The sequence below is a fragment of the Streptomyces sp. NPDC007907 genome (genome assembly GCF_042959365.1).
GTDB classification, from domain to species: Bacteria; Actinomycetota; Actinomycetes; order Streptomycetales; family Streptomycetaceae; genus Streptomyces; species Streptomyces indiaensis.
Genome location: NZ_JBIBKR010000002.1, coordinates 791,818 through 812,729 on the forward strand (window position 1 = coordinate 791,818; position 20,912 = coordinate 812,729).

General features: G+C 70.9%; 21 protein-coding genes. 11 read left to right on the forward strand and 10 right to left on the reverse strand.

Annotated elements, in window-relative coordinates:
• Positions 1-97: 97 nt before the first annotated feature.
• The 5 genes from ACFZDI_RS09695 to ACFZDI_RS09715 form a co-directional block, all read right to left on the reverse strand.
• A complete protein-coding gene (locus ACFZDI_RS09695; protein ID WP_175437358.1) occupies positions 98-295 on the reverse strand; it encodes a hypothetical protein in 198 nt (65 codons plus the stop codon).
• Positions 296-416: 121 nt separating this feature from the next.
• Positions 417-941 (reverse strand): hypothetical protein, encoded by a 525-nt coding sequence (locus ACFZDI_RS09700; protein ID WP_391249021.1) that lies wholly within the window; start codon positions 939-941, stop codon positions 417-419.
• An 18-nt stretch (positions 942-959) separates the two neighbouring features.
• Complete coding sequence (locus ACFZDI_RS09705) at positions 960-2,588, reverse strand: MFS transporter (protein ID WP_391249529.1); 1,629 nt, start codon at positions 2,586-2,588, stop codon at positions 960-962.
• A gap of 159 nt (positions 2,589-2,747) precedes the next feature.
• On the reverse strand, positions 2,748-5,453 hold the full coding sequence (locus ACFZDI_RS09710) for a LuxR C-terminal-related transcriptional regulator (RefSeq protein WP_391249023.1): 2,706 nt from the start codon (positions 5,451-5,453) through the stop codon (positions 2,748-2,750).
• 138 nt (positions 5,454-5,591) lie between these two features.
• Positions 5,592-6,083: a hypothetical protein gene (locus ACFZDI_RS09715; RefSeq protein ID WP_234848440.1), complete on the reverse strand. Its 492-nt coding sequence runs from the start codon at positions 6,081-6,083 to the stop codon at positions 5,592-5,594.
• A 278-nt stretch (positions 6,084-6,361) separates the two neighbouring features.
• Between ACFZDI_RS09715 and ACFZDI_RS09720 the strand changes: the two genes are divergently transcribed.
• The gene (locus ACFZDI_RS09720; protein WP_391249025.1) at positions 6,362-6,568 is read left to right on the forward strand and encodes a hypothetical protein; all 207 of its coding nucleotides are present in this window, start codon (positions 6,362-6,364) and stop codon (positions 6,566-6,568) included.
• Positions 6,569-6,704: 136 nt separating this feature from the next.
• Here the strand turns inward: ACFZDI_RS09720 and ACFZDI_RS09725 are convergent, their stop codons facing one another.
• A complete protein-coding gene (locus ACFZDI_RS09725) occupies positions 6,705-8,609 on the reverse strand; it encodes a protein-arginine deiminase family protein (RefSeq protein ID WP_391249531.1) in 1,905 nt (634 codons plus the stop codon).
• A gap of 188 nt (positions 8,610-8,797) precedes the next feature.
• Complete coding sequence (locus tag ACFZDI_RS09730) at positions 8,798-9,220, reverse strand: DUF350 domain-containing protein (RefSeq protein ID WP_352101660.1); 423 nt, start codon at positions 9,218-9,220, stop codon at positions 8,798-8,800.
• A 204-nt stretch (positions 9,221-9,424) separates the two neighbouring features.
• On the opposite strand from ACFZDI_RS09730, the gene ACFZDI_RS09735 reads away from it, so the two are divergent.
• The gene (locus ACFZDI_RS09735) at positions 9,425-10,489 is read left to right on the forward strand and encodes a 3-hydroxyisobutyryl-CoA hydrolase (protein ID WP_391249028.1); all 1,065 of its coding nucleotides are present in this window, start codon (positions 9,425-9,427) and stop codon (positions 10,487-10,489) included.
• Between the two features lie 74 nt (positions 10,490-10,563).
• Here ACFZDI_RS09735 and ACFZDI_RS09740 read toward each other — a convergent pair whose 3' ends face one another.
• The gene (locus tag ACFZDI_RS09740) at positions 10,564-11,604 is read right to left on the reverse strand and encodes a vWA domain-containing protein (protein WP_234848436.1); all 1,041 of its coding nucleotides are present in this window, start codon (positions 11,602-11,604) and stop codon (positions 10,564-10,566) included.
• Positions 11,605-11,772: 168 nt separating this feature from the next.
• On the opposite strand from ACFZDI_RS09740, the gene ACFZDI_RS09745 reads away from it, so the two are divergent.
• The gene (locus ACFZDI_RS09745; protein ID WP_391249031.1) at positions 11,773-12,213 is read left to right on the forward strand and encodes a MarR family transcriptional regulator; all 441 of its coding nucleotides are present in this window, start codon (positions 11,773-11,775) and stop codon (positions 12,211-12,213) included.
• A 224-nt stretch (positions 12,214-12,437) separates the two neighbouring features.
• On the opposite strand, the gene ACFZDI_RS09750 is transcribed toward ACFZDI_RS09745, so the two are convergent.
• Together ACFZDI_RS09750 and ACFZDI_RS09755 are read right to left on the reverse strand one after the other, a co-directional pair.
• Positions 12,438-12,713: an SHOCT domain-containing protein gene (locus ACFZDI_RS09750; protein ID WP_234848434.1), complete on the reverse strand. Its 276-nt coding sequence runs from the start codon at positions 12,711-12,713 to the stop codon at positions 12,438-12,440.
• Positions 12,714-12,755: 42 nt separating this feature from the next.
• Entirely contained in the window at positions 12,756-13,199 is a 444-nt protein-coding gene (locus ACFZDI_RS09755) for a DUF6325 family protein (RefSeq protein ID WP_391249033.1), read from the reverse strand.
• A 274-nt stretch (positions 13,200-13,473) separates the two neighbouring features.
• Between ACFZDI_RS09755 and ACFZDI_RS09760 the strand changes: the two genes are divergently transcribed.
• From ACFZDI_RS09760 to ACFZDI_RS09795, 8 genes are all read left to right on the forward strand, one after another.
• The gene (locus tag ACFZDI_RS09760; protein WP_391249533.1) at positions 13,474-15,132 is read left to right on the forward strand and encodes an FAD-dependent monooxygenase; all 1,659 of its coding nucleotides are present in this window, start codon (positions 13,474-13,476) and stop codon (positions 15,130-15,132) included.
• A 333-nt stretch (positions 15,133-15,465) separates the two neighbouring features.
• A complete protein-coding gene (locus tag ACFZDI_RS09765) occupies positions 15,466-16,620 on the forward strand; it encodes a SchA/CurD-like domain-containing protein (protein WP_234848432.1) in 1,155 nt (384 codons plus the stop codon).
• Positions 16,621-16,685: 65 nt separating this feature from the next.
• On the forward strand, positions 16,686-17,129 hold the full coding sequence (locus ACFZDI_RS09770; protein ID WP_372486653.1) for a cupin domain-containing protein: 444 nt from the start codon (positions 16,686-16,688) through the stop codon (positions 17,127-17,129).
• Positions 17,126-18,394, forward strand: coding sequence for a beta-ketoacyl-ACP synthase II (locus ACFZDI_RS09775; RefSeq protein WP_391249036.1), 1,269 nt, complete (start codon positions 17,126-17,128; stop codon positions 18,392-18,394). Before ACFZDI_RS09770 ends, ACFZDI_RS09775 begins: the two co-directional genes overlap by 4 nt.
• Complete coding sequence (locus ACFZDI_RS09780) at positions 18,391-19,644, forward strand: beta-ketoacyl synthase N-terminal-like domain-containing protein (RefSeq protein ID WP_391249038.1); 1,254 nt, start codon at positions 18,391-18,393, stop codon at positions 19,642-19,644. Before ACFZDI_RS09775 ends, ACFZDI_RS09780 begins: the two co-directional genes overlap by 4 nt.
• A 33-nt stretch (positions 19,645-19,677) precedes the next feature.
• Entirely contained in the window at positions 19,678-19,932 is a 255-nt protein-coding gene (locus ACFZDI_RS09785) for an acyl carrier protein (protein WP_234848428.1), read from the forward strand.
• A gap of 1 nt (position 19,933) precedes the next feature.
• Positions 19,934-20,437, forward strand: coding sequence for an SRPBCC family protein (locus tag ACFZDI_RS09790; RefSeq protein WP_234848427.1), 504 nt, complete (start codon positions 19,934-19,936; stop codon positions 20,435-20,437).
• Positions 20,438-20,457: 20 nt separating this feature from the next.
• The gene (locus ACFZDI_RS09795) at positions 20,458-20,790 is read left to right on the forward strand and encodes a TcmI family type II polyketide cyclase (protein ID WP_234848426.1); all 333 of its coding nucleotides are present in this window, start codon (positions 20,458-20,460) and stop codon (positions 20,788-20,790) included.
• The last annotated feature ends 122 nt before the right edge of the window (positions 20,791-20,912 follow it).

Below are 20,912 nucleotides of genomic sequence, written 5' to 3' on the forward strand. Positions count from 1 at the left end.
GCGACCGGTGTGACAGCGCATCAGAAAATGGGAGACGCAGGTGAGTTGACGCCGATCGGTACAGCAGCGGACCCGGGGGGCGTGCGGGCCGGGCATGTCATTCCGGCACCGGCCGCATCTCGACGACCCGCAGTCCCAGTGACTGGCAGCGCGCCAGCAGCCCGTACAGGTGCGCTTCGTCCACGACGGGGCCGAACAGGACGGTCTGGCCGGCCATCACCACATGGCCCAGCTCCGGAAAGGCCTTCGCCAGCGTTTCCGACAGGTGCCCCTCGACGCGGATCTCATAGCGCACGAGCTTGTCCTCCCACGGATGTCCGGGACAGGCGGACGGCGCCCTTTCCGCCATCGTGCGCCTCCGTGCGGTCCCGGACCTCACCCGGAGCAGGTGACCCGCCCGGTGACGGACGCCCGGATCAGTGCTTCAGCACGATCTTGAAAACGATGATGAGCAGACCGAGGAACAGGTTGACCGACGCCGTGACGGCGATGAGCCGTGGCGAGGCACCGGCGCGGCGTGCGGCGGCCACGGACCAGCCGATCTGGCCGACCACGGCGACGCACAGAGCCAGCCAGACCGCTCCTCGCACGTCCAGTCCGAGGAGCGGACTGATCGCCACCGCGACGGCCGGCGGGACCGCGGCCTTGACGATGGGCCACTCGTCACGGCACACGTGCAGGACGAGAGCGCGGTCCGGAGCCTGCTGCGCCAGGCGTGCCCCGAACAGCTGGGCGTGCACGTGCGCGGTCCAGAACACCACACCGGTGAGGAGCAGCAGCAACACCAGCTCGGTCCGCGGGAACTGCCCCAGGGAGCCGGCGCCGATCACCACGGAGGACGCCAGCATGGAACCGTAGACGCCGCCGGTGTAGTCCGCGCCGGCCCGGCGCTCGGCACGTCGCCTGCTGCGCTCGGCCGGGGTGGCGGTTGTCCTGAACACGAACGACTCCCCTCGGACTCACTGGGTCGATCCGGTCGCCCCGGCCATGGCGTCGGCGTCCTGATCGCGAGGACGGCTGCCGCGTGCGGCCGGCAGGTGCGGGGTGACGAGGAAACTCGCCAGAGCCACGCCGCCGGTGGCCAGGATCGCCGCCTTCAGACCCTGCAACTGCGCCTCGGCGTAGGACTCGGTGACGGCGTCGACCTCGGACGGCGGCAGCCCGGCACGCTCGGCCGCCGAACGCAGCTGATCGGTGGGGACGAAGGTGATCCCGGCCTCCAGGGCGACGCCGACCTGTGCACGGGTCTCCTCGGACAGCTGCGCGTTGTCTTCCACCCGCGTGGTGAAGGCATGGGCCAGCGCGCCGATGAGGAGGGAGCCGATGAGCGCGGTGCCCAGCGCGGAGCCCAGGTTCTGTGCCGTGAACTGCAGCCCGCCCGCCTCGCTGCGTTCCTCCTCGCCCACCCCGGACTGCACGATGTTGCCCAGCTGCGAGGCGAGCAGCCCGACCCCCACGCCCAGCACGGCCATGGCACCGGCGAACTGCCCGTCGTCGATGGCCGGGTCGATCGTGGCCAGCAGCCACACGATGGCCGCCACCAGCGTCGCCAGGGCCAGCCGGACCACCCGGCGCGGCCCGATCAGGCGCCCCAGGGAGGACCCGCACAGGGAGGTCACCAGCATGGTGACGGACACCGGGAGCAGACGCAGACCGGTCTCGAAGGCGTCGAACCCCTGCACCACCTGCAAGTACAGCGGAATGGTGAAGAACAGGCCCAGCAGGATGAGGTTCTGGCTCAGCAGCGTCAGCAGGCCCGACCGCAGCACGGGTCTGCGCAGCAGGGCCAAGTGCACCAGCGGATCGGCGCTCTCGTGCTCCCGCCGCCGCTCCCACCAGCGGAAGACGGCCAGGACAGCGGCCCCGGCGCCGACCACGAACAGGGTCGGGGCGAAGCCGAGCACGGTGAAGGGCGGGTTCCGGGGCTGTACCCATCCCCAGGTGCTGCTCTGCAGCACGCCGAGGACACCCAGCCCGAGACCGGCCGCGGAGAGGACCGCGCCGACCACGTCCAGACGGGGGCGCCGCCCGCTCGTGGGGGGCGTCGCGATCACCCGGCGGCACAGCAGCACCGCCACGACGACCACGACCTCTCCGGCGAAGACCAGCCGCCAGGTCAGATACGTCGTCACCCATCCGCCCAGCAGCGGGCCGACCGCGATGCCCGCACCGGCCAGCCCGCCGATGACCGCGTAGGCGATGGCCCGGTCGCGTCCGCGGTACGACTCCGCGACGAGGGCCGCCATGGCCGGCAGCACCATGGCCGCTCCGAGCCCTTCGATGACGGACCAGCCCAGCATGAGGACCCACAGAGCGGGTGCCAGAGCCGTCAGGCCCGACCCGACGCCGTAGACGAGCATCCCGAGCAGGAACATGCGGCGACGTCCCACGATGTCCCCGAGCCTGCCGCCGATCAGCATGAAAGCGGCCATGACCAGCGCGTACAGGGTGATGACGGCCTGGATGGCGGTGACCTCGGTGTCGAAGTCCTCGACCAGCTGGCTGATGGACACGTTCATCACGGAGGTGTCCAGGACCATCAGGAACTGGGCCGCCCCGAGGACGATCAGAGCCCGCCAGCGCTTCACGGTGTCCACCTCGCCGCGTCGACCGGTACGCCGGGGCAGTGCCCGGCGTACGCCGGCGAACGCGTCGCCGGCTGTCCCCATGGCACCCGATGTGCGCGCCGTACGCCTCACCCACGAAGGGGGAAGTGCGGGCCTGCGGCGCGGTGATCGGCAGAGGGCTCAGAGCATCCGGAGGTCGCGTGCGCGGCGTACCGCTTCGCCGCGCCGGTTCACCGCGAGTTTCCGGTAGACGCTCTTCAGATGGGTCTTCACCGTGTTGACCGACAGGCAGAGATCGGCGGCGATCTCCTCGGTCGACATCATGCGGGCCACCCGGTCCAGGACGTCGTGCTCGCGCGCGCTCAGCTCCACCGCCACGAGCGGTGCGGGCGGTTGCTCCGGCCGGGTCCCCTCGCCCTGCGCGGGCGCGGCGGGTGTCAGCCAGCCTGCCGCCAGGTCGTGCAGCTGAGCCGTGGCGAGGAGAGGCCGGATCCACGCTCCGGCGTCCAGGAACGGACGTCGCAGCCGCTCGCGGCGGGCGTCGAGCAGTGCCTGTGCTACGAGCTTGCGGGCTGTCGCCCCGTCGCCGGCCGCGGCGGTGGCCCGGGCCCGTACCAGCGCTGCCCGCACCGTCACCGCCGGGCCGGTGCGTCCCTCGGCGTGGACACTGTCGAGCAGGTCGAAGGCCGCAGCGGGACGCCGGGCGGCGAGCTGGATCGCTGCGGCCTCCACGGCATGCACGGGCTGGTCGCCGGAGACGGCCCGCAGTACCTCGGCGGCCTCGTCGGGCCGTCCCTCGGCCAGATGGGCGGCCGAGGTGACGAGCGCTTCGTGGCTCCGCGCCCAGGGGGAGGCCACGGCAGCGGGGACGGCCGGGTCCGCCGCCTCGACAGCGGCCCGCACCTTGCCCCGGGCCATCAACAGGCGCGCCGCGGCAAGGGCGTGCCCCGCTGCCAGCACCGGATCGGGCGTTTTGGAGGGGGGCTCGGTGGTCTCGTCGATGAGGGCCTGCGCCCGGCTCAGTTCGTCGCGGTCCACCGCGACCGCGGCCAGGACCAGCCTCCCGATCCCGGACCCGGACGGTCGGGGCGCTCCGGGCCGGTCCGCCTCGGACACCGCGGCCAGTGCCTTGCGCTCGGCCCGGCCGGGCCAGCCGTTCATGTAGTCGAGCAGGGCCAGATGCCCCAGCGCCTCTTCCCGGGGCAGCGCGGTGGAGGACCCGCCGGGCGCGCCGGCCACATTGGTCAGGACGGCACGCGCGTCCTCGTAGCGCCCGGCCCACAGGAGCGTGGAGCCCACGTGGGTCATCAGCAGGGCGGTCAGTTCGGGATGCTTGTCCAGCAGGTGAACCGGAACCTCCTGCCTCAGCTCAGCGGCCGATTCGGCGGCCTTCTCGACCTCCGGGGGAGAGCCGTTCAGGCGGGCGGCCAGGGCCTCCAGCAGGGCACAGCTCAGCCGGGCGGCCGCCGCGTCGTGCGTGTCGTCGCCCTCGTGGGCGAGCTGCTCCTCGGCGCGGCGCAGGCCGGCCAGGCCGTGATCGAGGTCGTGCCGGGACAGGTCACGGGCCGCACGCACGAGACAGGTGGCCGGGCTCCTCGCCTCGGGCCCCATGTGGGAGAACAGCCGCGAGAGGTTCTCCGAGCTCGGACCCGTGAAGAGCAGCCCGATCGCGAGATCGTCCACGAGGGCACCGGCGGTGAGGTCCCAGTCGCCCGCGGCGGCGCTGTGGGCGAGTGTCTCCGGCAGGAAGCCGTGCCGGTGCAGCCACCGCGCGGCCCGTCGGTGCAGTTCCGGCTCCAGCCCGGGCAGGCGGACGCGCAGGTGTGCCCGCAGTATTTCCCCGAACAGCGGGTGGAGCTGGTACCACGAGTGCCCGAGACGCTCGACGAACGCGTTCTCCCGGTGCAGCCCGGCGAGGAGGGGCTCGGCGTCGGCACGGTCGGTCAGCTCGTCGGCCAGATCGGGACAGAAGCGCTCCAGGACGCTGACGCGCAGCAGGAGATCCTGTGTCTCCGGCGTCTGCCTCTTGAGGACCTCGGCCAGCAGGAAGTCCGCCACGGTGCTGCGATCCGCCTCGAACTCCTTCAGATAGAGCTCGGGGTCGGACGTCTCCCGGGCGGCCAGGGCGGACAGGCTCAGGCCGGCGGCCCAGCCCTGTGTGCGGTCGACCAGGTTCCGCGCCGCCTGCACCGGCAGGCTCAGACCGTGCAGTTCCAGCAGCGTGGCGGCCTCTTCCGGGGTGAAGGCCAGTTCGGCGGAGCGGATCTCCGTCAGATCACCGGCCGCCCGGTAGCGGTGCAAGGGGAGCAGTGGTTCGGTGCGGGTGACGAGCACGAGGTGCAGTCCCGGGCCGGCGTGGTGCAGGACGAACTCGAGCTGCTCGGCGACCGTCGCATCCGTCACGCGGTCGTACTCGTCGAGCACGAGGACGACCGGCCGCTCCCGGCCGTTCAGATCGCCCGCCAGTGCCGACAGGAGCCTGCGGTCCACACCGGCGGCGTCCACGGGTGCGCCGACGGCCTCGGACGCCGGTGCGCCGCAGGCCCGCAGCGCCTGCAGCACGTAGGCCCAGAACACGCCGGGACGGCAATCGCCCACATCGCAGGTGAGCCAGGCGACCGGAGGGCCCAGTGCCGAGGCCCAGTCCGCGGCCAGCAGGGTCTTGCCGGCTCCGGCGGGCCCGTTGAGGAGAGTCAGTGGAGTCCTCAGGGCCTGGTCGAGGTGGTCCACGAGCCGCCGACGGCGCAGGAACGTGTGGGGCCTCGCGGGGAGGGCGAACCGGGTGCGCAGAAACGGATCCCCCAGGGGATCGGTGCGCGACAGTGCCGGAACGAGGTGAACCGCCGATCCTTGGACATTCTCATGGATTTCCGCCACGGCGCTCATCACCCCTGTCGGTCAGGGCCACGTCATGGGCAGCGCTTCATCCTCAGCATCCCAGCCTTGCCGACGAGCCGCACGGCAGACCGCGCCGACGCCCCGCTGACCTGCGCTTTCGGCGTCAGATCAGCGGGGTCGCGGGCGTCAGCGCGGCGGGCGCGGAGCGGCTGTGGGACGGTACATGTCGTCGCGCTCGCGCCAGGAGGCCTCCTCAGACGGCTCGAGGAGGTTGTCGCGCGGCACGACGCACAGAGCCCAGATGATGAAGCCCGAGAGAGCGATCATCACGACCGACCACACCGGGTACTGCGGCAGGGAGAGGAAGTTGGCGATGATGACGAGTCCTGCGATGGCCACGCCCAGGACGCGGGCCCACATCGCCGTCTTGAGCAGCCCCAGGCTGACGATCACGGCGAGTACGCCCAGGGCGAGGTGGACCCAGCCCCAGCCGGTCAGGTCGAACTCGAACACGTAATTGCGGGTCGTCACGAAGATGTCGTCCTCGGCGATGGCCATGATGCCCCGGAAGATATCGAGCAGGCCGACCAGGAAGAGCATCACAGCCGCGAAGGCGGTCAGGCCGGTGGCCCATTCGTCCCTCGCCCTGTGTGACGGTTGAGTGTCTGTCGCGGTCATCGTGCGCCTCGTTTGCGATGCTCGGGGAGCGGTGTGAGCGAAGCGACGCCCTTTGGTGCAGGCCGCGCTCCGACCCGTTCCGGTGTCCTCATCAGCGTGCCCACGGCAAGCAACAGGCTGCCTCACCCGAGGCGGGTGAGTGTGCGACGGCCCTCTCGTGTCCCACCCCGAGTCGAGACGGTGATTCCGCGGCACTCGCACGGCGTGTGCGTCGGGCTTCACCCGTCGTGGATTCCGCTCGACCGGGGACGTACGGCGGGAGGGGCCCCCGGACGGACATGTCCGCCAAGGAGGCAGCGATCGACCGCTTGCTCCCCGGTAGCGAGGCCATGACGTGGTGGTATGGCAGTGACAGTGATCATCCCGAGCGTGAGCGGTGCAGGGACGTGTTCGCGCGGCACGCGGATGTGGTGGCGACGCTGCCGGAGGAACTGCTCCGGCCCGACAGCCGGGCGGCGCTCCGCCGGGTCGCCGGGCTTCTGTGAAGGCCACTGCCATCGGGCGGGGCACGGGCGGCGGGGCCCTGAGACGGAAGGGGCGCCGGGGCCGGATCGGTTGTGGTGCTCCGGTGCTCTTGATGACCGATCCGGCCCCGGCGCGGCGAGGCTGAGCCCCGGTCGTCTACCCTTGCCGCCACCACGCGGACGCCGCGTCGCGCAGGGTGTTGGTGCCACAGTGCACCTCGCCCATCCCCAGGTGGTACGTGTACCAGTCGTCGATGTACGACACCTTCAGACCGACCTTCTCGTAGGCGGCGGTGACGGCCTGCGTGAAGATGTCCTTGCCGGCGATGACCGGGCCCCACTGGCGCGGGGCGAGGTAGCGGTCGCGGGTCAGCAGCACGCCGTTGACCGCACCGGGAACGTACGCACTGGTCGTCACCGTCGCCGCTGCCCCGGCACGTCCGGCGGCCGGATTCTCGGCGAGCCACTTCTGCTGGCCGTGATCCCCGAGACTGTCCACGAGGTCGGAACCGGCGCCCATGCGCGTCAGGCGCGGCACGGGGATCTCCTGACCCTCGGCGGTCAGTGCCTCCGAGTCGCGGGTGTACAGCGCCGGCACCCGCACGATCTCCGCGTCGGTGACGCCCGTCTCGCGCTTGAGGATCTCCAGGTTGGCCGCGATGCGCCGCGCCGCCATCTCGTTGTCGGCCACCAGATGACGGGAGGCGAGCGCCTGGTCGATGGTCTCCTTGGGGGCCGGAGCGTCACTGCGGCCCGGGACGGAGAACATCTTCGTGCCGCCGTGCCCGTCCCGCTTGGCGTCGCGCAACAGCTTCAGCCCCGCCTGCGGGTCGGCGACGCCGATCCGCCAGCCCCGCGGCGTGTCGGCAGGCAGGAACTGCACGAACTCGTCGACGTGCCCCACCCCGAGCCACGAGGTGTCCAGCAGCAGCGGGTCCTGCAACCCCTGCGACGTGAGCAGCGTCCGCATGACCTTCGACGGACGCGCCCCGCTGTCCTTGCGCTCGCCCATGATGATCCGCCCGGCCGGGAAGGAACGTCCCCCGTGCGTGTAGGGCGGTATGGTCTCCAGGTTCCCCATGGAGTTGAGCGACCAGTCGTCCGGCTCCGCCCGGTCGGTCACCTGCACGACGCCGATGTCCCGGCCGCGCATCCTCTCGAAGAGCTCCCGGCCCGCGTCCCGGTCCGGTTGGGCGGAACGCAGCATCACGCGCATCACCTGCCGCCGGCCGTCCGGCCCGGTCATGCTGACGTAGGCCGGCTCGACGAAGTCCTGCGCCCACCGGTCGGCGTACTTCTCGAAGGTCACCAGCGGCGTGGTGATGCCGGCCTTCCGGACCTCCTTCTCGAGGGCGGTGACGAACGTCCGCTGCAGGCGGCTGTCCGGGCCGTCGCCCTGCACCTTGGTCACCATCACCTGCCGGGTGTCCTGAAGGTGATGCTGCGTCAGCAGCGGTGCCACACGCAGGGTCACCGCGTCGGAGGTGGACTTCTGCCCGGTCGTCACGGTCAGCCGGACCACCGCTCGGCCGTCCCATTTCGCACGGTCCCGGACGACATCGGTCGCCTCGACACCGAACTCCGCACCGGTACGCAACTCGGCGGCCGTCAGCCGGGTCCCGGACGTCACCAGGACCCACTTGCCGTCCCGCTTGAGGAAGAGGTGCACGTGCTCACCCCCCGCCGCCACCTTCAGGCTGCCCGTCGCCCCGGAGGGAAGATCCGGCAGCGGCACGGAACGGATCCGGGCCAGGTCGGCGGCGTCCGCGGTGCCGTTGACCTTCGTGTCGGAACCGTCGTTGCAGGCGGCCAGCTTGGCGTCGGACAGCGGGGCGCCACCGGGCCCGGACACCGGGCACCGCTTGGCGTCGTCATCGATGTTGGGCAGGTACAGAGCTCCACGCTCGACGGACCAGCCGTCCTCGCCCTTGGTGTCGCTGCCGGTGGTGACATCGACCCGCCCGTCGCGGTTCACATCCGCCCGCAGATCGGCGCGCCCGCCCGACTCGGCGGCCACGGCGGAGCCGGCCGGTCCCGCCAGCACGGAACCGGCGGCGGCCATGGCCAGGACCACCGACCCGGCCGGGTACAGGAGCGGACGCAAACGTCTACGTGAACGCACAGCAGTTTCCTCTCGGTTGCGGGTTTCGCCCTGCAAGAGGAAGGACGGCGGCTGTGCGTTCACTGTGCCGCGAGGGTTGTTGCCCAACAACCGCTGAAACCGCTGACAGGCCCGTCAGGAAGGGCGGTTCAGGCGATGGAGGCCGAAATGAGCGCGGAAACGGCGAGGTTGCAGGACGCCGTCACCCAGACCGCGGGGTGGGGCTCGGCCTCGACCAGCGTGGCACCCAGGCGTCCCGGCGTGACCAGGTCCACCACCAGGAAGGCCACCGCCATCATGACCAGACCCAGCACCCCGAACGCCGCGGTCGAGACGAGCCCCTTGCCGAAGTCCTCGTACGTCGTCCAGATGGACGTGAACACGATGCCGCCGATACCGAGCAGTGCGGAGCTGAGGACCGTCGCGGCGTTGCGATTGCGCTCCTGCCAGATCTGCCGGCCGAGCTTCCCGGGTGTCAGCACGTCGACCAGGACGATGCCGAGGAGCAACAGAACCAGTCCCAGACCGCCGTATGCAGTGGCCCGGCCGAGTCCGTTGACGATGTCGCTCATGGGGATGCCAACTCCGAAACGTAGGGATCATGAGTGATCGCGGTCAAGGAGAGGCAAAATCTAGCGCACACGGGCCGAGCGGCGAACGGCGCCCGCCCCCTGGGAGATCACCGGCGAGGGGCACGAAGTACCCTCCAGCTCAATGGGAAGGAAGCGACAGCACATGCACGTCACGGTGGTCCACGACCCGGGGGAGACGTTCCGATGAGCGGAGCCGGGAAAGCGGAACCCGTCCTCTTCCACACCAGGGGACGCGCCGCCCACATCACGCTCAACCGGCCGCGGGCCCTCAACGCACTCACCCACGTCATGGTCCGCCGCATCGACGAGGCGCTGAGCGCGTGGGAGCGGGACCCCGCCGTGGAGACCGTCGTGATCACCGGCGCCGGGGAGCGCGGCCTGTGCGCCGGCGGTGACATCCGGGCCATCCATGACGACGCCCGCGACGGCGACGGCACCGCCTCGGCCCTGTTCTGGCGCGACGAGTACCGCCTCAACGCCCGGATCGCCCGCTACCCCAAGCCGTACGTCGCCGTGATGGACGGCATTGTGATGGGCGGCGGGGTCGGTGTGTCGGCGCACGGCGACGTCCGCGTCGTCACCGAGCGGTCCCGGGTCGCCATGCCGGAGACGGGAATCGGTTTCGTGCCGGACGTGGGTGGCACCCACCTGCTCGCCGCCGCGCCCGGTGAGCTGGGCACCCATCTGGCCCTGACGGGCGCTCAGATCGGCGCCGGCGACGCGATGCTGTGCGGACTTGCCGACCGCTTCGTGCCGACGTCCTTGCTGCCCGGCCTCCTCGACGCCCTGGCCGAACTCCCCGCGGAGCAGGCCCTGGCCGGCCGTGCACAGGCGCCGCCGGAGGGTGTCCTGGCGGCCCGGCGCGTCTGGATCGACGCCTGCTACTCCGCCGACACCGTCGAGGAGATCGTCCGTCGGCTGCTCGCGCACGGCGACCCCGCCGCCGAAGAGGCCGCGCGGACCCTGCTCGGCAGGTCGCCGACCGCCCTCAAGGTCACCCTCGCCTCCCTGCGCCGTGCCCGGGAGCTCGGCCGGCTGGAGCCCGTCCTGGACCAGGAGTACCGCGTCTCCTGCGCCGCCCTGGACACCTCCGACCTGGTGGAGGGGATCCGCGCCCAGGTCGTCGACAAGGACCGCACGCCGCGCTGGTCACCGAAGACCCTGGCCGAGGTCACCGATGCCGACGTGGAGCGCTTCTTCACCCCGCTCGGCGCACGCGAACTCGGCCTGTCGCCGGGCCCTTGCTGACGGAACGCCCGGATCGAACATCGTGACGGGGTGCCGGGAGCCGGCTTCCGACACCCCCGTCGGCCGGCGGACGGTCAGAGCATGAGCAGCAGCCGCGTGTTGGGCACGAGCTTCCGGTTGACGCTGGTGCTCTGCACGAAGATCGTGAAGTGCTCGTTGTGGTCGGGCTTGACGCGCACTTCCGCGTTGGGCAGCCCCAGAAGGGCACGAGCCTGAGGACCGGTGTACACGCGGTCGGTCTTCTTCTCCAGCACCGCGATCTGCTTCTGCGCCTGGATCTTCTCCGACTTGCTCAACTGGTAGTAGGCGGCACCGGTCCGGTAGGTGTGCCCGCATTCGATGACCCATTCCCTGATCGCCGCGTCGCGGGCCACCGGGATCAGCTGGTACTTCGACGGGTCGGCCGGGGTGAGGCCGGCTGCCTTGATGGTGTCCTCGTTGACCGCTTCGGCTCCCGTGGAGAACACCGCGCGCGAGCCCCGGATGCCCTGGGTGCGGCCCATCATGAAGTTCTCGGTGGCCTGCCGGATGACCTGCCCGGCCTCCTCCAGGCCCTGCGTGCTGGTTGCGTCCCATATGGCGATGTTGTCCTTGGGGAACCCGCACTGCATGGCCTCGCGCTTGCCCATCTGGTCGGGCACCAGGACCGCCAGCGTCCAGTTGTCCTGCTGTGTGCGGATCATCTCCGCCACGGCCTGGACCAGTTGACGTGGGTCCGTGGCGGGGGTGTCCGGGCAGCGGTGGCTCGCGTTCTCCTGTCCGTCGGTCAGGACGAACGTCAGGAAGCTGTGGTCGCCGTACAGTTGGGCCGTCTGGGCCAGCTCGCTCTGTGATTTCAGTGCGGCCGCCAGGAGGGCGGTCATCCCCCCGGTCCGGTACAGCTGCTTCAGTGACGGCATGCGCAGCACGTCCTTGTCGTAGATGACGCACTCCACCTTGTCGGCGAAGACGTACACCGTGACGCGCGTTTCCTGGTCGAGCTCCCTCGAACGGCGTGCGAGGTACGCGATCTGCTGGTCGGCTACCTCTACGACCTTGCCGCTCAGGTGCGACATCGATGAACTGGCATCCAGCACCAGAGCAACGTGGTTGATGTAGTTCTGGGTTGCGGACATCACAGCTCCCCCTCGTTCCGGCTTGATGTTCCTACCTTCTCACCCACCACTGACAATCGATCTTGAGCGCAACCCTGCGCATAGGTGTAGTGCCGTGCTGCCGTGCGGTCATTTGCTTTGTCACAAAAAGATTTTGTGGCAAAACCATGTAGTGGACATCATGAGCACATGGACACCGCGACTGATCTCGGCCGCCTCATCGGACCCCTGCGGCGGGCCATGCTGCTGCGCACCCGCCGCGCGGAAGACCTGCCGGATCTTCCCGAGGCCCAGATCGAACTCCTGAGGATCCTGTCCGAGGCCGGGCCCCTCGCGCCGGGTGAGGTCGCGACCCGTCTGCGCGTGGCCTCCTCGACGGTCAGCAATCTGGTCCGCGTGATGACCGCGTCGGGTCTCGTCGAGCGCAGGCCGTCGTCCACCGATCTGCGCACGGTGACGCTCGTGGCCTCGCCTCGTGCGCTGGACCTGCTCGGCCGGTACGACCGAGTGAGCACGCAGGAGCTGAGGCAGGCCCTCGCCGCCCTCGCGCCCGACAGGCGACGGGCCATCGAGGAGGCGCTGCCGGCGCTCAGGGAGCTGATCGGTGCCCTGGAAGAGCAGCGTGACTGACTCGAGAGTCATGCCCGAAGAAGTGAGGCATGAGACCCGGATATCGGGGTAAGCGCTTCCAGCCGGACGGGAAGGGCTGCGACACCTGGGGAGGTCGAAGCGGCCCTTCCCCCTTTTCCTTCTTTCTTCGCACGATCCGCCGTCGGTCCGCCAAGTCGGTCCTCAACACGACCCGCGGCCCGGGGCCGACCTTGATCACGCCGGCCTCGGGGGGCCGACCTCGATCACGCTTGCAGGAGCCTGCGCTTCTGCTCCTCGAATTCGGCCTCCGTGAGCACCCCTTGGGTCCTGAGCTCACCGAGCTGCTTCAGCTGTTCGATCTTGTCCGTCATGTCCGGGGCCGACGGCGCGGCGGCAGCCGGGGGCTCGGGTGAGTACTCCCCGTAGCCCTGCTGTGCCGCCCATCGCCCCTGCTGTCGCCGTGTGACGCGGTTCGACACGGCGGTCGCCGTACCCGCGACGACGGCGGTGCGCGCGACTCCGCGAAGAAGACCTGGCATGACTGCGTTCCCTTCTGGCCGTTCAGCGTGGTCGAACGCCGCTCAGCGAGCGGCTTCGATCTCGTCGAGGGCGGCGACGACGGCATTGACCGGGATGCGTCCCGAGGCGACCAGCCTGGCCCCGCCGCGGCGCAGGGCGGCGGCGAACGGCGCGGCCCATACGTTCTCGTAGACCAGGATGCCGGCGGAGCACCCGGGTTCCAGCGCGGTGGCCGCCTCCTCGAGGTCGTCCTGGCCCAGCAGGCCCGAGGAGGCGCCCTCGAACACGGCCAGGTCCAGAGCGCCGTCACCGGTGAGGTCGGCGATCTCCATGCCGGTCACGGTTCCGTCCTCGTCCTTCCTGACGAACATCAGGTCCAGGATCCGGATCAGACCGCGGTCCACCAGATCGACGAGCAGGGGGAAGCCCTCGCCGGTCATGCGGTTCCTGGGGAACTCGACGACCAGGTAGTCGATGGGCCCCACTTCTTCGAGTTCCTCGCTCACGGCGTCACCTCTGGTCCTCGCGGCTGTTCTCCTACCGCCCCCGCCACCATTCCAGCATCGGGCCCCGGGCCTCGCACTCCGTGGACGGATCGCCCACTCGGCGCGCAGAGGTCGCGGACGCCCGTCGTGGTTCCGCCGGGGCAAAGGGCCCGGAGGGCCGCGCCGCGCAGCACGCGGGTGAAGCCTGAGCCGCTGTCATCGTCCCGGGGCATGCATGAGGATCTCCGCCGTATCCGGCTGGGTCGGCGGCATCGACGCACTGGAGGCGAGAGTGATGAACCAACGAGCCGGACAGGCGGGCCCCCAGACCATCGACGTCCCGGTCCTCATCGTGGGCGGCTCCCTGGTCGGCCTGTCGACCTCGTTGTTCCTGGGACGGCTGGGTGTACCGCACCTGCTGGTGGAGCGCCACGCGGGCACCTCCATCCACCCCCGTGGACGAGGCAACAACGTCCGCACCATGGAGCTGTTCCGGGTGGCGGGTGTGGAGGAGGCGATCCACGAGGCGGCCGCCACCCTGTCCGTCAACCACGGCATCCTGCAGGCGCCCACCCTGGTGGGCGACGCGGGTGAGTGGCTGTTCAAGGACATCGACCCGGGCGGCGGGCTGGCCCGCTTCAGCCCCAGCGCCTGGTGCCTGTGCAGCCAGAACGACCTCGAGCCGGTCCTGCTCGAGCACGCCCGCAGCTACGGCGGCGACCTTCGCTTCTCCACCGAACTGATGTCGTTCGACAGTGACCCCACCGGGGTGACCGCCGTCGTCAAGAGCCGCGAGACCGGCGAACACACCACCATCCGCGCGGACTACCTCGTCGCCGCCGACGGCCCCCGCAGCCCCGTGCGTGAGCAGCTGGGCATCGCACAGAGCGGGCCCGGCGACCTCTTCCACAACGTCAGCCTCACCTTTCGCTCCCGTCGTCTCGCCGACGTCGTGGGTGACCGGCACTTCATCGTCTGCTACCTGACCGACCCGGAGGCCGACGGCGCCCTGCTCCCGGTGGACAACCGCGAGAACTGGGTCTTCCACGCCCCCTGGCACCCCGAGCACGGGCAGTCCCTGGAGGAATTCACCGACGAGTGGTGCACCGAGCACATCCGCCGGGCGGTCGGCGTCCCCGACCTCGACGTGGAGATCACCGGCAAGGCGCCCTGGCACGCCGCCCAGAGGGTCGCCAGCAGCTATCGCTCGGGCCGTGTCTTCCTCGCCGGTGACTCGGCCCACGAGATGTCCCCCACCGGGGCCTTCGGGTCCAACACCGGCATCCAGGACGCGCACAACCTCGCCTGGAAGCTGGCCGCCGTCCTCGACGGCTGGGCGGGGGAGCGGCTCCTGGACAGCTACGACGCCGAGCGCCGCCCCGTAGCCGAGGCCACCAGCGCGCGTGCCGCGGCCCGGTCGGCCGAACACAGCCACCCCGGATTCGCCCCGCCGCCCGGAGCGGGCGGCGGTGGCCCACGGCAGGGCATCCTCAACGTGGCCCTCGGCTACCGCTATCCGCAGGGCGCCGTCGTCGGCGCGGACCCCGAGGTCCCGGTCGTGCCGGAGGGCCTCGATCTGTCCGGCGGACCCGGCAGCAGGGCACCGCACCTCTGGGTGCGTCGCGGGGACGAACGGATCTCGACGCTCGACCTCTACGAGCGGTCCCTCGTGCTGCTCAGTGACGCCGCGGAGGCCCCCGCGTGGCATGAGGCCGCTCTCCGCATCGCCGACGAGCTGTCCCTTCCGCTCATGTCGTACCGGGTGGGCGCCGGAGCTCAGGCCGACCTGGTGCCCGAGGACGGCGTCGACTGGGCGGAGCGCCACGGCACCGGACCGGGCGGCGCCGTGCTCGTCCGGCCCGACGGGTTCGTCGCATGGCGGTCGCCGGGCCCCGAGGCGGACGCCGAAGCGGTGCTGCGCGAGGTCCTGCGGACCGGGCTGGCTGTCGCCTGAGGCACCGCGGGCTCGCTCGTGTCGCACGCCGAGCGTGACCGCCCGAGGTCGCGGCATCGGCCGCCTTCGCCACCGGCGTGACCGGGTGCCGGTGGCGAAGGCGGTGACACAGCACATCACCTGTGCGGGGGACAGCGGCGCCGGCGGGTCGAGGACCCCTTCGACGGCCGAGGTCCCTTCGCTCATCCCGACCGGACGTCCCCGGCACTGTCACTCACGTACTTCATCCGAGTCGCGCGATGTGCGGGGACGGGCACAGGATCGAGGAACGCTGACGTCGCATCACTGCGGCCAAACGTTCACTTTCCCCTCCGCGAAGGAGATGAGCTCAGGATGACCACCACATCCGAACGGGTTGCAGGTTCGCGAACGCGGCAGGCGTCGCACCACGTCTCGCAGTCCGTGTTCGACGGGTCCCGGCTCCGGGTCGTCCTCCTGGTCGACGTCCACGACGGCGCCCAGCAGGAGTTCCTGGAGGCCTACGAGCAGTTGTGCAACCAGGTCGCGTCCGTACCCGGACATGTCAGCGACCAACTCTGCCAGTCGATCGAGAACCCCTCCCAGTGGCTCATCACCAGCGAGTGGGAGAGCGCCCCGCCGTTCCTCGCCTGGGTCAACAGCGAGGAGCACGTGCGGATGGTGGAGCCGCTGCACAGCTGCGTGCGCGACACCCGCTCCCTGCGCTTCCACGTCGTCCGCGAGACCGGCGGCCCGGCGGCCGACCCCGGCCAGGAGGAGCGCCGGCTCCAGACGGCCCCCAGGATCGGCGACGGCCTCATCCGGCACGCGCTCACCTTCACCGTCAAGCCGGGCAGCGAGGAGATTGTCGCCAAGATCCTCGCCGACTACGCCTCACCCGAGCCGCAGGTCGACGACACCACCCGGCTGTGCCGCACCTCCCTGTTCATGCACGGCAACCGCGTGGTGCGGGCCATCGAGGTGCGGGGTGACCTGCTGGCCGCCCTGCGCCACGTCGCCCGGCAGCCCGAGGTGCGGGCCGTCGAGGAGGCCATCAACCCCCATCTGGAGCAGGACCGGGACCTCAACGACCCCGAGTCCGCCCGGGTCTTCTTCACCAGGGCCGCGCTGCCGGCCGTCCACCACGTGACGGCGGAGCGGCAGAACCCCCAGGCCGAGCGGTACGCCCTGTACTACCCGGCCCGGCCGGACCTCGGCATGAAGCTGGCCGAACTCCTGGCCCGTCAGGACGAGGCGGCGGCGGACGACCCGCACAGCCCGGTCCTGCGCAGCACCATCTTCCAGCGCGACGACGTCGTCGTACGGCTCATCGACGTGCGGGAAGGGATCGAAGCCGCCGACCCCGTCCGGATCCTGGGCCTCACCGACTCGGCGCAGGCGGCCGAGCTCACGACGCTCCTGGACGACGCGGGCACGCCGGCGTCCGCGTCCGGGGCAGGCGGCATGGCGCGCCTCCTGGAACTCGCGCGCATGGACCTCGTCACCGACCGCCGGTCGCCCGACGCCTGATTCACCGTCTCGTGGGAGAGGCGGTGCCTCTCCCACGGTGGTGCAGCACATCAACGGAGGAACGCGTGATCACATCTCGTCCCAGAATCGTGAGCATGAGCGACGTCGAGCCCAACCGGCGGCGAGGCGGTGACCTGCGCGCCATGCTGACTCCGGCCGCGGTCGGCGCCACCAGCGGTTTCATGGGCGTGGCCCTCATCGAGCCCGGTGACCGCATCGCCGAGCACTACCACCCGTACTCCGAGGAGTTCGTGTACGTCGTGTGCGGGCGGCTGGAGGTCGACCTCGACGGCGAGCCGCACCCGCTCCAGCCGGAGCAGGGTCTGCTGATCCCCCTCAACGTGCGCCACCGCTTCCGCAACGTCGGCGACGTCGAGGCACGGCTGGTCTTCCACCTCGGTCCGCTGGCCCCGAGCCCGCCCCTGGGCCACGTCGACACCGAGGAGACCGACGCCGAGTCCGCAGTGGTGGGAGCGGAGGCAGCCGCACGACGTCAGGTCCGGTCATGACGAGACGCGTGGTGGTCACCGGCATAGGCATCGTCGCACCGGGCGGCATAGGCGTACCGGCCTTCTGGGACCTGCTGGCCGCCGGACGTACGGCGACACGGGCCATCACGTTCTTCGACCCGGCCGGTCTGCGTTCACGGATCGCCGCCGAGTGCGACTTCGACCCCGCGGCCCACGGTCTGGACACACACGACGTCGAACGGTGCGACCGCTACATCCAGTTCGCCATGGTCGCGGGGGACGAGGCGGTACGGGACGCCGGACTCGACTTCGACGCCGAGGACCCGTGGCGCGTGGCGGTCTCGCTGGGCACCGCGGTCGGCGGCACCACCCGGCTGGAGAAGGACTACGTCCTCGTCAGCAACAGCGGACAGCACTGGGACGTGGACCACCGGAAGGCAGGCCCGGACCTGCACCGCGCGTTCTCGCCCAGCACGCTCGCCTCGACCGTGGCGGAGCGCTTCGGGGCGCGCGGCCCGGTGCAGACCGTCTCCACAGGCTGCACCTCCGGCCTCGACGCCGTCGGGTACGCGTTCCACACCGTGCAGGAGGGCCGGGCCGACGTGTGCCTGGCCGGCGCCTCGGACTCGCCGATCTCCCCGATCACCATGGCCTGCTTCGACGCGATCAAGGCCACCTCACCCAACAACGACGACCCCGCCCATGCCTCGCGTCCCTTCGACGCGGACCGGGACGGATTCGTCATGGGCGAGGGCGGCGCCGTCCTGGTCCTGGAGGAGCTGGAGCACGCAAGGGCCCGTGGCGCCCGCGTGTACTGCGAGCTCGGCGGGTACGCCACCTTCGGCAACGCCTACCACATGACCGGTCTGACCAGTGAGGGCCTGGAGATGGCCCGGGCCATCGAGGACGCCCTCGATCTCGCGGGGCTCGACCCCACCGCGATCGACTATGTCAACGCGCACGGGTCGGGCACCAAGCAGAACGACCGCCACGAGACCGCCGCGGTGAAACGGGTCCTGGGCGCTCACGCCTACGAGACCCCCATGAGTTCCATCAAGTCGATGGTGGGCCACTCCCTGGGTGCCATCGGAGCGATCGAACTCGTCGCCTGTGTGCTGGCCCTGGCCCACCAGGTGGTACCGCCGACCGCGAACTACGAGACCCCCGATCCCGAGTGCGACCTGGACTACGTCCCGCGCGTCGCCCGCGAGCGCAAGCTGACCAGCGTGCTCTCGGTAGGCAGCGGGTTCGGTGGCTTCCAGTCCGCGGTGGTGATGAACCGGCCGAGGGAGAAGACACGATGAGCGAACCCCGGACACGGCGCGCGGCCGTCACGGGAATCGGTGTGGTCGCGCCCAACGGAGCCAGTACGGAGACCTTCTGGAAGTCCACCAGGGAGGGCATCAGTGCCCTGGACCGGATCACCCGGGACGGCTGCGAACACCTGCCGCTGCGTGTGGCGGGCCAGGTGCGCGACTTCGATCCGTCGGCGGCGATCGAGGAACGCTTCCTGGTCCAGACCGACCGGTTCACCCACTTCGCGATGGCAGCGGCCGACCTCGCCCTGGACGATGCCGGGCTGCACCGGTCCGAGACCGACGAGGTGCCGTTCTCGGTGGGCGTGGTCACCGCGGCCGGTTCCGGCGGCGGCGAGTTCGGACAGCGCGAACTCCAGCAGCTGTGGGGCAAGGGCAGCCGTTTCGTGGGCCCCTACCAGTCCATCGCGTGGTTCTACGCCGCCAGCACCGGCCAGATCTCCATCCGCCGGGGCTTCAAGGGCCCCTGCTCGGTCGTCGCCGCCGACGAGGCCGGCGGCCTGGACGCCCTCGCTCACGCGGCGCGGGCCGTGCGGCGCGGCACCGACGTGATCGTGGCCGGGGCGACCGAGGCGCCCATCGCGCCCTACTCGGTGGTCTGCCAACTCGGCTACCGGGAACTCAGCACGGTCGACGACCCGGCCTGCGCCTACCGCCCGTTCACGTCCACGGCCAGTGGTTTCGTGCCCGCGGAGGGTGGCGCCATGGTCGTGGTGGAGTCGGAGTGCACGGCCCGGGAACGGGGTGTGCGCGTGCGGGCCCACCTGGCCGGGCACGCGGCGACCTTCACCGGAGCCTCCCGCTGGGAGGAGTCCCGGGAAGGCCTCGCCCAGGCCATCCGAGGAGCGCTGGCCGAGGCCGACTGCGTCCCCGAGGAGATCGACGTGGTCTTCGCCGACGCCCTCGGCGTACCGGAGGCGGACCGCGCCGAGGCCCTGGCCATCGCCGACGCGCTCGGCGCCCACGGCACCCGGGTGCCCGTCACCGCCCCGAAGACGGGGATCGGCAGGGCCTACTGCGCGGCACCGCTGACGGACGCCGCGACAGCGGTGCTGTCGATGGAGCACGGCCTGATCCCGCCCACCCCCAACGTCGTCGACATCTGCCACGACCTCGACCTGGTGACCGGCCGGGCCCGTACCGCCGAGGTGCGTACGGCGCTGCTGCTGAGCCGGGGACTCATGGGGTCGAACTCGGCGCTCGTGCTACGGCACGGCGCCACCGGCGCCTCGTCGTGAGGCGCCGCGGAACAGGCAAGGAAAGGGAATGGCATGACTGACCGCATCACTGTGGAAGAGCTGGCCGAACTCATGAAGAAGTGTGCCGGTGCCACCGTCACCCCGGAGGAACTCCGCCGCGACGGAGCGGTCTTCGAGCCCATGGGCGTCGACTCGCTGGGCCTGCTGGGCATCGTCGGCGAGCTGGAGAACCGGTACGGCACGCCGATGCCGCCGGACGCCGAACGCAGCAAGACGCCCCGGCAGTTCCTCGACCTGGTCAACAGTGCCCTCATGGCAGGAGCGTGAAATGACGGGACACACGCAGAACGAGATCACCATCGCGGCGCCCCTGGACCTGGTCTGGGAGGTGACCAACGACCTGGAGAACTGGCCGCAGCTGTTCAGCGAGTACGCCTCCGTCGAGATCCTCTCCCGGGAGGGCCACCGGACGACCTTCCGGCTGACCATGCACCCCGACGAGAACGGCACCGTGTGGAGCTGGGTCTCGGAGCGCGAGCCGGACCGTGAGTCGCTCACCGTCAAGGCCCGCCGGGTCGAGACGGGGCCCTTCGCCCACATGGACATCCACTGGCGGTACGAGGAGGTACCGGCCGGCACGCGGATGGTCTGGACGCAGGACTTCGCGATGAAGCCTGACGCGCCGGTCGACGACGAGTGGATGACCGACAACATCAACCGGAACTCCAAGGTGCAGATGGCGCTGATCCGGGACCGCATCGAGAAGATCGCCGCGGAGCGCGGTGCGACGCACGGTCTGCACGGCGGTGCTGCGCGCGCTCGCAACGACTGAGCCGGACGGAGAACGATCCCATGCACCAAGCTCTGATCGTCGCCCGGATGGCCCCGGGATCGGCGCCCGACATCGCCAAGGTGTTCGAGGAGTCGGACCGGGGAGAGCTGCCGCGGCTCGTCGGCGTGACCCGGCGCAGCCTCTTCCAGTTCGGCGATGTGTACATGCACCTGATCGAGGCCGAGCGCGACCCCGGTCCCGCCATCGCCAAGGTCGCCGGGCACCCCGAGTTCCGGGACGTCAGCGAGCGGCTCGCCGCGTACGTCAGTGCGTACGACCCCGAGACCTGGCGTTCCCCCAAGGACGCCATGGCGCAGCGCTTCTACGTCTGGGAGCGCGAACCGGCCGGCTGACCGCCGCCGGTGACGACCGGTCGCGGGGGGGGGGGCGCGCGCCCCCCCCCCCCCCCCCGGGCGGGGGGGGGGGGGCCCGGGGGCCCCTGGGCCCCGCCGCCCGGGCGGGTAAGGCGGGCACG